8 protein-coding genes are annotated in these 12,489 nt (G+C 39.4%); all 8 read left to right on the top strand.

Features of this window, described 5'->3' with window-relative positions:
* The first annotated feature begins 30 nt into the window (after positions 1–30).
* The 8 genes from ACFSTE_RS18620 to ACFSTE_RS18585 all read left to right on the top strand — a co-directional run bounded on the left by ACFSTE_RS18620 (position 31) and on the right by ACFSTE_RS18585 (position 12,488).
* On the top strand, positions 31–1,932 hold the full coding sequence (locus ACFSTE_RS18620; protein WP_378255012.1) for a sodium:solute symporter family protein: 1,902 nt from the start codon (positions 31–33) through the stop codon (positions 1,930–1,932).
* 83 nt (positions 1,933–2,015) lie between these two features.
* On the top strand, positions 2,016–2,981 hold the full coding sequence (locus tag ACFSTE_RS18615) for a glycoside hydrolase family 130 protein (protein WP_378255010.1): 966 nt from the start codon (positions 2,016–2,018) through the stop codon (positions 2,979–2,981).
* Positions 2,982–2,983: 2 nt separating this feature from the next.
* Positions 2,984–4,051, top strand: a complete 1,068-nt coding sequence (locus tag ACFSTE_RS18610) for a carbohydrate-binding family 9-like protein (RefSeq protein ID WP_378255008.1) — start codon at positions 2,984–2,986, stop codon at positions 4,049–4,051.
* A 3-nt stretch (positions 4,052–4,054) separates the two neighbouring features.
* The gene (locus ACFSTE_RS18605) at positions 4,055–5,188 is read left to right on the top strand and encodes a family 10 glycosylhydrolase (RefSeq protein WP_378255006.1); all 1,134 of its coding nucleotides are present in this window, start codon (positions 4,055–4,057) and stop codon (positions 5,186–5,188) included.
* Positions 5,189–5,263: 75 nt separating this feature from the next.
* Positions 5,264–7,543 carry a GH92 family glycosyl hydrolase gene (locus ACFSTE_RS18600; protein WP_378255004.1) on the top strand — a complete coding sequence of 760 codons (2,280 nt, stop codon included), beginning with the start codon at positions 5,264–5,266 and terminating at the stop codon, positions 7,541–7,543.
* A 111-nt stretch (positions 7,544–7,654) separates the two neighbouring features.
* Positions 7,655–8,677 (top strand): isoaspartyl peptidase/L-asparaginase family protein, encoded by a 1,023-nt coding sequence (locus ACFSTE_RS18595; RefSeq protein WP_176030161.1) that lies wholly within the window; start codon positions 7,655–7,657, stop codon positions 8,675–8,677.
* Between the two features lie 118 nt (positions 8,678–8,795).
* Entirely contained in the window at positions 8,796–11,129 is a 2,334-nt protein-coding gene (locus tag ACFSTE_RS18590; RefSeq protein WP_378255002.1) for a glycoside hydrolase family 20 protein, read from the top strand.
* Positions 11,130–11,132: 3 nt separating this feature from the next.
* Positions 11,133–12,488, top strand: coding sequence for an alpha-L-fucosidase (locus tag ACFSTE_RS18585; RefSeq protein WP_378255000.1), 1,356 nt, complete (start codon positions 11,133–11,135; stop codon positions 12,486–12,488).
* The last annotated feature ends 1 nt before the right edge of the window (position 12,489 follow it).

Raw genomic sequence — 12,489 nt, 5'->3', positions numbered from 1 at the left:
AAATCTCGATGATCGAGTAAATAAAAATATATGGATATAGTAGATGTATCAATCATTATAGGGTATGTAATATTGACGTTGTTGGTGGGAATATGGGTGTCTAAAAGAGCCTCCAAAGGATTGACATCCTATTTTCTGGGAGGAAAAAATATCAAATGGTATTATCTGGGATTGAGTAACGGTTCTGGAATGTTTGATGTTTCGGGAACAGCATGGATGGTAGGGATCTTGTTCCTATATGGAGTAAAAAGTTTTATGTTTATGTGGTTGTGGCCTATCTGGAATCAGATTTTTGTCATGATGTTTTTAGCCGTTTGGATCCGAAGATCTGATATCATGACAGGCTCAGAATGGATACTAACCCGGTTTGGAGATGATAAAGCTGGCAGAGCCAGTCATATCATAGTTGCAATATTTGCTATCATAGCAGCGATTGGATTTATCGCGTATTTTTTTGAAGGAGTTGGTAAGTTTATGACCATCATCCTTCCCTGGGATTTGAGTCTGCAAATAGGAAATAGTATAGCGATTTCTTCTGAACAAAGCTATGCGCTAATAATTATCCTGCTCACGACTATTTATACAGTAAAAGGAGGGATGTTCTCTGTCGTTGCGACCGAAGTACTGCAATATATCATTATGGTGATTGCAGGTATTTTAGTAGCAGCTTATGCTTTTTATGCGATCAGCGATGCTCAAATTGATACTGTTATTTCCCCAGCCTGGAAAAATGTCTTTTTTGGGTGGGAACTGGAAGTTCATTGGAGTGAAAAATACAATGCGTTTAATCAGCTAATAGACAAAGAAGGGTTTAAGATGTTTGGCGCATTTATAGGGATGACGCTTTTCAAAGGTTTTTTTGCCAGTATCGCTGGTCCTACGCCTAGTTTTGATATGCAACGAATTTTATCAACCAAAACAGTAAAAGAAGCTGCTTATATGAGTGGGTTTACCAATTTGATATTGTTTATTCCCCGGTATTTATTAATCGCAGGGATTGTCGTGATCGCATTGGTGGTAATTGGACCGGAACTTTCCGTAGTAGAACAGCTAACCGGCAGGGATCTGGAAATTATTTTGCCAAAAGTGATCAACAATCACATCCCGGTAGGGATTAAGGGGTTGTTACTGGCAGGGTTATTAGCTGCATTTATGTCTACTTTTTCAGCTTTTGTCAATGCCGGACCTGCCTATATTGTCAATGATATCTATAAAAAATATTTTAAACCGGAAGCTTCCAGTAATCATTATATACGAGCGAGTCATATCGCTTCTTTTCTGATTGTATGTCTGGGGGTGACTATGGGATTTTTTGCAGAATCGATTAATTCCCTGACCTTGTGGATTACCAGTGCTCTTTTTGGAGGATATGTAGCTGCAAATTTTCTAAAGTGGATTTGGTGGCGCTTCAATGGATGGGGATATTTCTGGGGGATGGTAGCAGGGTTGCTTATAGCCAGTATACAGTTTTTTATCGATCAAAATAAAGCCCATTTTGAAGCTGATAGCATATTATATATGATTGCTCAGATACATGCCATTTACCTCTTTCCGGTTATTTTTGGATTTTCCCTGATAGGGGCTATTGCAGGAACATTTTTTAGCCCGGCCACTGATATGGATACCCTGAAACGGTTTTATAAAAATGTACGCCCATGGGGTTGGTGGAAGCCAGTATATGAATTACTGAAGAAAGAAGAAGAGACCATTACAAAAAATACAGGTTTTTGGAGAGATATGATGAATTGCGGGATTGGAATTATATGGCAATCCAGCATGATTGTCCTTCCTATATATATTATGATTAGAGAGTACCCAAAAGCAATATATGCCCTGATTATTTTTGGAATTACTTCTGCGATATTAAAATTTACCTGGTTGGATCAGGTGAATCGTATTGATGAAGAAAATATAGATAGCCCTGAGAAATGAAGGCCTGTTTCGAAGTTCACCTCGAAAAGGACAACGATATAAGAATGAATAAAAAATGTTTAATTAACGAAATATAGAAAACAGTGAGTGCGATTCCCTGGCAAGAAAGACCTGAAAACACAAATGATATCTTATGGAGGTATTCAGAGAACCCCATTATTGACCGATATGCAATTCCTACGTCCAATAGTATTTTTAATAGTGCAGTAGTACCTTTTGGAGATGGATATGCTGGTGTTTTCCGATGTGATAACAAGGCAGTGCAGATGAATATTCATGCCGGATTTAGTAAAGATGGAATTCAGTGGGATATAGAAGCTCAGCCAATTCAGATGAAAGCGGGAAATACCAATATGATTGCGTCTGACTATAAGTATGATCCACGGGTAACATATATAGAAGACCGGTATTGGGTTACCTGGTGTAATGGGTATCATGGTCCTACCATTGGGATTGCTTATACTTATGATTTCAAGACATTTTATCAATGTGAAAATGCTTTTTTACCATTTAATAGGAATGGAGTGTTGTTTCCCAAAAAAATAAATGGTAAATATGCGATGCTAAGCAGACCCAGTGATAATGGGCATACGCCGTTTGGAGATATTTACCTCAGTTATAGTCCTGATATGAAATATTGGGGAGAACACCGATGCGTGATGAAGGCAACTCCTTTTGAGGATAGTGCCTGGCAATGCACTAAGATAGGAGCAGGACCGGTTCCTATTGAGACCGAAGCAGGATGGCTACTAATATATCATGGAGTCATCACCACCTGTAATGGATTCCGGTATGCGATGGGAGCAGCACTACTGCATAAAGAAAATCCGGATCAGGTACTGTATCGAACACAATCCTACCTGCTGGGACCGGCGGTATCTTATGAACAAATCGGAGATGTTCCTAATGTGGTATTTCCCTGTGCGGCCTTGCATGATAGTAAAGATGATAAAATAGCTATTTATTATGGAGCTGCAGATACGGTAGTAGCCCTCGCTTTTGGGTATATAAGTGAAATTGTACAATATACAAAAGACAATAGTTTATAAGTATGAATTGGAAAAGGCAAACAGCTATGCTGTGTTTTTTATATGTAATAGGGATATTGGGGTATGCACAATCGCATACTCCCAATACCTATGTAGCGTATCAGGCAATCGATAGTATTACGGTAGATGGTACAGCTAAAGAAGCCACCTGGAAAAATGCAGTATGGTCAGCAGACTTTATCGATATCGAAGGAACGAAAATTCCTAAATATAAAACGCAAATGAAGATTGCCTGGGATCTTCATCATCTTTATATATATGCTCAGATGAAAGAACCGCATGTATGGGGGGATATAACCAAAAGAGAAGCGGTTGTTTTTCATAATAATGATTTTGAGGTGTTTATAGATCCGGATGGTGATGGTCATACGTATTATGAAATAGAAGTCAATGCCCTGAATACGATTTGGGACTTGTTTATTACCAAACCATATAGGGAAGACAATAGCATTCTCAGTGACTGGAATGCGAACGGAATGAAAACAGCTGTAGCAATTAATGGAACGTTAAACAATGCTTCTGATATTGACCAGGGCTGGAGTGTAGAAATGGCTATTCCGCTTCGGGTTTTTAAAAAGTCATATTATCAAAAAATCAATCTTAAGGATCAATATTGGCGCCTTAATTTTTCAAGAGTAAACTGGGATCACGATCTGGTATCAGGAAAATATCAACGGAAAAAAATAAATAACAAATTGCAACCAGAATATAATTGGGTATGGTCTCCTCAGGGGGTGATCAATATGCACGAACCTGAGAAATGGGGATATGTATTTTTTGCAGAAAAGAAAGAACCGCAGAGAAGCTTTGAGATTCCTGCTGATGAGAAAATAAAATGGAAGCTGTTTGAGTATTATAGAAATCAGAAAGATTTTTACAAAAAACATAAAAAATGGGCTACCTTTCTAAAGGAAATTGGTCATGAAGAATTTGTGATTGAAAATACCACAATTACTCCGGTGTTGGAAACGCATTCACAGGGATGGAACCTGATCGTGAGCAGTCCTTTTACAGAACGTCAGTTATGTATTAGAGAAGACGGAAAATATACCACTAAATCATTAAAATAAACCATGAGAATAATCAAGACAATTGCCTGCATATGTATACTGGGTTTATATGCTTGTAATACCCAAAAAGAAGAACCAACTTCTATCGTAAAAGAAGCGCTTACCGAAGAAACCGTCAAGGAAGTTGAGACGACATTCAAATTCTGGACCTGGATTACAGCCAAAGAAGGAAAAGCAGATACCACCTATCAAAAGGAGTTTAAAAAGTATAAAACTCACGGAATAGATGCCGTATTGATCAATACCCTTACGGACCCTGTAGAACTGGAACGGTTAGCCGCCTTGGCTACCAAGGAAGGTCTGGAAGTACATGCGTGGATGTTTACCACCAACCGACCTGGAGATACTATTGCATTACAGCATCCGGATTGGTATATGGTTAGCCGAAGTGGGAAATCCTGTTTTGATGATCGTCCCTATGTAGATTATTATCAATGGTTGTCTCCCAGTCATCCCGAAGCGAGAAAGCATATTCTTAGTTTAGTAGAAGGGCTGGCCAAAGTAAAAGGAGTAGAAAGTGTCCACCTGGATTATATCCGATACCCAGATGTATTCCTACCTATAGGGTTATTACCAAAGTATAAGCTGACACAGGAAGAAGAATTACCAGATTTTGATTTTGACTATTCGGATGCCAGTGTAGAAAAGTTTAAAAAACTACATCATAAAGATCCGAGAACGATGAAAAATCCTGCCATTGATATGGAGTGGAAGAATTTTCGCCTTAACGAGATTACGTCTTTAGTAAATGAAGCATACACTATTGCACATGCACATGATAAAAAACTGACAGCAGCCGTTTTTCCTTACCCGGAGATGGCTGATCATATGGTACGCCAGCGGTGGGATAAATGGAATATCGATGCCGTACTTCCGATGATTTATCATAATTTTTATGAAGAAGAGCTGGATTGGATCGGATATGCAACGGCACAGGGAGTACAGGATTTAGCCGCCAAAAAAACAGAATTACATACAGGATTGTACTTGCCGCCATTGAGTGCAGAAGAATTGTCAATTGCCATTAAGGAAGCTAAAAATAATGGAGCAAAAGGTGTTTCTTTCTTTGATGGTAATGCTTTTACTCAAGAACAGCTAGCTGTACTGAAGGCATTTAGAAACAATGAAGAAAAGTAGGCTGTTTTCAGTACCTATAAAAATAGTAACCGTAACGAAGAGAAGCGAGACGATTCCGGAATATGCATAGGTTGCATGTCGAGTGAAATTAATAGATTAATTGATTCATCAGTGAAGTATTACAGCTATATCATATACATCAGTATCTGTTTATGTGCTTGTCAAAGAAACAAGAAAACAGTTACTCCAATGCCATTCACCTCTTTTGTGAATACCTTTATTGGTACAGATGGTCCCGGGAATACCTACCCGGGAGCTACCGTACCTTTTGGGATGGTACAGCTAAGTCCCGATATAGGAATTCCCGGTTGGGACAGGATTGCCGGATATTACTATCAGGATTCGATCATCAGTGGATTTTCTCATATGCATCTCAGTGGAACCGGAGCAGGGGATTTATATGATATTTTAATCATGCCAGTCAATAGCCGGTTTTCAAAAAGAATAAAGGAAAATAATTACAAACCGTTTTCGGTATTTTCTCATGCTAGTGAAGCGGCAACTCCCGGCTACTATACGGTGCAGCTAAAGTCTTATGGAATTCAGGCAGAAATGACTGCGACTGCCCGAACCGGGATTCACCGTTATACATTTCCAAAAGACAGTGCTTCTCAATTACATATCGATTTAGGGTATGCGTTGAATTGGGATAAAGCAGTCGATACCTATATAAAAGTAGTAGACGATACCACCATAGAAGGATATCGTATTTCTACAGGATGGGCAAAAGAACAACGGGTATATTTTGTAATAAAGATATCGAAGCCCTTTAAGAAATATACGTTGTACAATGATGAAACAACGGTAAAGACGCATGCAAGAGGATCGAATACCAAAATAGTGTTGACCTATGAAACGGGAGAACAAGAACCTATTCTCCTCAAAACAGGGATTTCTACTGCCAGTATAGAAGGAGCGTATGCTTCTATCAATAAAGAAGCTCCGCATAATAATTTTGAGCAGTATAAACACGAGGCAGATTCATTATGGAATAAGCAATTGCAGAAAGTACACATTACAACAGATGATTTGGATCAAAAGACCATCTTCTATACCATGATGTATCAGTCTATGCTGGCCCCTACTTTACTAAGCGATCATAGAGGAGAATATAAAGGGGCTAATGGTCGTGTTATGCAGGCAAAAGGGTATGAGCGTTATGACACCTTTTCATTATGGGATACCTATAGAGCAGCACATCCCTTATACACCCTATTACATTCAGATCGGGTCTCAGATATGGTACAATCTTTAGTAGCACATTATCAGGAAACAGGAACCTTGCCGGTTTGGTCTATGCAGGGAAATGAAACCAATATGATGATAGGATATCATGCAGTACCAGTTCTTGTAGATGCATACCTAAAAGGAATTGAAAGTGTAGATGCAGAACTACTCCTGGAAGCTTGTATTCAAAGTGCCGGAGATACTACCCGGCAAATTCCAGCATATCGAAAATTAGGCTATGTGCCGATAAGCGAAGAAAATGAAGACTGGTCTGTTTCTAAAACACTGGAATATGCTTATGACGATTGGTGTATAGCCCAACTGGCAAAGAGTCTGCAACGAGAAAATGTATACAAGACGTTTACGCAACGAGCTGAAAACTGGAAACAATTGTTTGATTCGGTAAGTCGTTTTATGAGACCAAAATATGAAAATGGGAAGTTTATAGAAAAGTTTAGCCCCAGAGAGTATACACCATACTTTTGTGAGAGTAATGCCTGGCAGTATTTCTGGTCGGTTCCTCATGATATCGAAACTTTAATTCAAACAACAGGAGGAAAAGAAGCTTTTGAAGCCAAACTGGATTCTTTGTTTACACTAAAGCCATTACCAGAGGATAAGTTGCCTATTTTCAGTACCGGAATGATTGGACAGTATGTACACGGAAACGAACCCAGTCATCATGTAGGATATTTATACAATTATGTAGGGAAACCCTGGAAAACTCAGAGAATTATTAGAAAGATTCTTGAGAATCAGTATAAAAATGAGCCTGCTGGTCATTGTGGGAATGAAGATTGCGGACAGATGTCTTCCTGGTATGTACTTAGCAGTCTGGGATTTTATCCGGTAAACCCGGCACAAGGAATATATGCGATGGGGACCCCGCTATTCGATGAAGCAATAGTGCAGTTGTCAGATGAGAAAACCTTTACCATAAAGACAATAGATAATAGTAAAGAAAATAAATACATTCAGCGAATGCTGCTGAATGGAAAAGAAATGGATCGATTATACCTCACACATAAAGAGATAATGGCAGGAGGAGAGATTATATGTTATATGGGACCAGAACCGAATAAGGATATACCAAAGAAGATGGCAGTATCTTCACGGGTGTATAAATGATACCGAAGAAACGGTAAGAATTCTTTGTGAGAGGAAAAGAATTAAGAATAATGCCCTTGAGTGATGCAGGTGTATGTAACCTGCCTCAAAAAAAGGATAAAACAGCAAGATATGTCTGATAGAAGAGATTTTTTAAAAAAAGCAGCTATAGGTACACTGGGAATTAGTACGCTATACGGATGTACAGAAAATAAAAAAGAGAAGTCAGAGAAAAAGGAAATTCCTCAGGATAACGATAACAAAGGAAGAAAACCTTTGATTATAGCTACCTGGAATCATGGATTGGCAGCGAATGAAGCAGCCTGGAAAAAATTACATCAGGGAAGTACAGGTATTGAAGCGATCGAAGCTGGGGTTAGAATTCCGGAAGCAGACCCTGCTGTTCGCAGTGTAGGTTATGGAGGGTATCCTGATCGGGAAGGAAAAGTAACACTGGATGCCTGTATTATGGATCATAGAAGTGATTGTGGTGCTGTTTCGTTTCTACAGGGAATTAAACATCCGATTTCAGTAGCAAAGAAAGTATTAGAAGATACACCTCATGTAATGCTATCCGGAGAAGGAGCATTGCAGTTTGCCTTGTCCAAAGGATTTAAAGAAGAAAATCTGTTGACAGCTGCAGCAGAAAAAGACTGGAAAGAATGGTTAGAAAAATCAAAGTACCAGCCAGTTATTAACATAGAAAATCACGATACCATCAGCATGCTGGTATTGGATACAGATGGAAACCTTTCAGGAGGTTGTACGACCAGTGGGGCAGCCTGGAAAATGCATGGACGTGTCGGAGATTCTCCGATTATCGGGGCGGGTCTATTCCTGGATAATGAAGTAGGTGCAGCCGCTGCAACAGGCTTGGGAGAAGCCGTTATCCGAACTGCAGGAAGTGCTATGGTTGTGGAACTAATGCGACAGGGAAAAAATCCCGAAGAAGCCTGCAAAGAAATTGTAGAGCGAATTTATGAGAAACATAAAAATCATCGGGATATGGAATACCTGCAGGTAGGGTTTATTGCGGTAAACGCAAAAGGAGTCTATGGAGGGTATAGCCTGAGATCAGGATTTAATTACGCTGTGTATGATGAGCAGCAGGGAAACAGGATGGAAGATGCTGCCTTTAAAATGAATTGGGACTAATAAACTATCTCGGGGCAAACCCAAGAGGCATTTGTTGGGAACAAATATTTAATTTCAAGATAAGACTTGGGGTATAATACCCTTTGGTGATGCTAATAAACACAAAAGCAAATATACTATGACCACTACCATTAAAAAACAATTTCTGCTATGTGTAATACTATTGATGACTATTGGATGCACCTCCAAAGAACCATATCAGTATGACGCAGCAGATATTAACATTATTCCCAAACCCAAAACTCTGCTGTGTCGCCCGGGCGCTTTTGAGTTTACGGAAAAAACTCGTTTTGTAATCAACAACAAAGAAGAGGCTGCTATTGCAGAGATGCTAATCCAAAAGTTTTCAACAGCAACAGGATGGACATTGACGACTACAGAAACCATTCCGGCAGAGAATTATGTAGCTTTTACCATCAATAAAGCATTGAAAAAAGAAGCCTATGAGATAGCAGTAGCAGAAGACCATATCGTATTAACAGCAGGAGAGGCTTCAGGTTTCTTATACGCCATACAATCACTTCGTCAATTGTTACCTCCGGAAATTGAAACAAAAGGAGCTGATCAAAAGACAAAATGGTTAGTACCGGCAGTTTCTATTAAGGATGAACCGAGGTTTCAATGGAGAGGGTTGATGTTGGATATTTCGCGTCATTTTTTCGGAAAAGAATATATAAAAGAAGTCATTGATGGGCTGGCTTTTCATAAAATGAACGTTTTGCATTTACACCTGGTAGACGATCAGGGGTGGCGAATCGAAATAAAAAAATACCCCCGGTTAACTACAGTAGGTGCCTGGCGAGTAGATCAGGAAGATAAACATTGGAATGATAGAAGAGCAGTAAGTCCTGATGAGAAAGGAACTTATGGTGGTTTTTTGACACAAGAAGAACTTAAGGAGATTGTAGCTTATGCCGATAAAAAGAATATAACCGTCATTCCGGAGATAGAAATGCCTGCTCATGTATCCAGTGCCATTGCAGCATATCCGCACCTGTCCTGTAAAGGGAATAGTATTGGAGTTCCCTCTGGAGGGCTTTGGCCAATAACAGATATTTACTGTGCAGGACAAGAAAGTACTTTTGTTTTTCTGGAAGATGTATTAAAGGAAGTGATGGATATTTTCCCTTCTCAGTACATTCATATCGGGGGGGATGAAGCGACCAAGACCAATTGGGAACATTGTCCTTATTGTAGACAGCGAATGAAAGATGAAGGTCTGAGTGAAGTAGAAGAATTGCAAAGTTATTTTATAAAGAGAATAGAGAAGTTTATCAATGCCCATGGAAAAAAATTAATAGGCTGGGATGAAATATTAGAAGGAGGACTGGCTCCGGATGCTACGGTAATGAGTTGGAGAGGAGTGAAAGGTGGTCTGGAAGCGGCTGCGCAGGGACATGATGTGGTGATGACTCCGGGAACCCATTGTTATTTTGATCATTATCAAGGCAAAAAAGAAGAAGAGCCATTAGCGATTGGAGGATTTACTCCTTTATCCAAGGTATATCAATTTGATCCGGTAGTACCTTCTATGACTGCTGAAGCTGCTAAACATGTATTGGGAGGGCAGGCGAACCTTTGGTCAGAGTATATTACTACAACAGCGCATTCTCAATATATGATATATCCGCGTTTGGCTGCCCTGGCCGAAACAGTGTGGAGTCCTAAAGAAGCTAGAGATTGGGGTGATTTCTCAGATCGTATCCAAACGATGTTCGACCGATATGAATATCAGGGAATACACTATGCCAAAAGTTCGTTTAGAATACGACCAGAAGTAATTGTAGATACTTCTAGCAATAGCGTGACGCTACAATTAAAAAATGAGTATCCCAATGCTGATATTCGGTATGTACTGGGAACGGATACACTCTCAGAGAAAGCCATACAGTATACCAAACCGATTCCTATGGATACAACTATAACACTTACAGCTTCTTTATTCAAAAATAATAAAGCAATTGGTACGGTCTTAAAAGATACAATTGTCTTTCATAAGGCAGTAGGAAATCAAGTCAGCTATGTAGCACCTTATCACAAGAAATATAAAGGAACAGGAACCCGTAGTTTGGTTAATGCTATACGCGGATCAAAAAACTTTGGAGATGGACAATGGCAAGCTTGGCTAGGAAACGACATGGAGGTAATCATAGACCTGGGTAAGGAGCAAGCAATTCACAAAACCATTGTAGGAAGTATGCAAGACCAGGGAAATGGAATTTATTACCCTGTAGGAATAGAAGTATTTACTTCATTAGACGGAACACAATTCACCAAAAAAGGACAGATGACACGAAAACATCAATTAGACAGAACAGTAGCATTAAACGAGTTTGATGTGACATTCGAAACCCATAAAACCCGTTATGTAAAAGTAAAAGCAACTAGTATTAAAGAAGTACCTCATGGAGGTGATGTATGGTTGTTTACTGATGAAATTTTAATCGAATAACAGATGAAAACGCAATATTCTATAACATGCTATTTATGGTTGCTGTTGCTTCCTGTTCTTCATGCACAGGAGCAGGCAACATCTACGGATTCCCGGATGGAGTGGTTCTCCAATGCTAAACTCGGTATTTTTATTCATTGGGGATATTATGGTGTTAATGGGATATCAGAATCCTGGTCTATGTATCATAAGAAAATTTCCTATGATGCGTATATGGATCAGGCAAAAGGATTTACTGCCAGTCAGTATGATCCTGATAAATGGGCTGCTTTTTTTAAGAAAGTAGGAGCGAGATATAGTGTATTAACTACTAAGCATCATGATGGGGTGGCTTTATGGGATACGAACTTAAGTGAGCTGAATGTGGTGAAAAAAACCCCGGCAAAAAAAGATCTGGTAGCTCCATATGTTCAGGCTTTGCGAAAGGAAGGACTAAAAGTTGGGCTGTACTATTCGTTATGTGATTGGTCACATCCTGATTATGAGGTTGTTTTTCCAAGACCGGATACCAAAAAAGACTATCCGCAGCAAGGATTGGAAAATCTGACGAAATGGGAACGTTTTGTCAGGTTTTATAAAGGACAGTTAAAAGAATTAAATGACCAGTTTCACCCCGATTTGTATTGGTTTGATGGGGATTGGGAAAAATCTAGCGAAGAGTGGCGAGCCAAAGGACTAAAGGATTCTTTATTAGCCTGGAATCCTGCCACTATTGTCAATTCCAGATTAAAAACCTATGGAGATTATAGTACTCCGGAACAAGGAATTCCTGTGGTACGACCAGAAGGTCCCTGGGAGTTCTGTATGACGATGAATGATAATTGGGGATACTACCCCAGTGATACCAATTACAAGCCTGTAGCGCAGATTATCCGCACATTTGTAGAAGTGATCGCTTCAGGAGGAAATTTGTTGCTTAATATTGGGATGAAACCCGATGGGACTATTCCCAGGGAACAAGAAGAACGATTGACCGAATTGGGAGCGTGGATTCAGAAACACAGGGAGGCAGTCTATACAACTACTGCTGGACTGCCATATGGACACTTTAATGGACCTACCTTAATTAGTAAGGATAAAACAAAGCTATACTTATGTGTATTTGATGCCCCCAGACATTATATTTCTTTAAAAGGAATTCAAAATAAGATTCAGAATATACGAGTGATAGGAAGTAATTCCTCTATAGCTTTTGTCCGGAACGGAGGGGCTTCATGGAATAATATTCCGGGAATTGTACGTATTGACTCTCCCTCAGAAAAATTATTAGATCCCTATGTAACCATTCTGGAAGTGACATTGGATACTCCCTTAAAGTTATATAGAGGGCATGGGAATGCAGTAGAACTAAACGATTAAT

The sequence above is a fragment of the Aquimarina hainanensis genome, assembly GCF_042684685.1.
Classification (GTDB): domain Bacteria; phylum Bacteroidota; class Bacteroidia; order Flavobacteriales; family Flavobacteriaceae; genus Aquimarina; species Aquimarina hainanensis.
The sequence above is the reverse complement of the archived record's forward strand: the minus strand, read 5'-3'. Positions and strand labels throughout refer to the sequence as shown.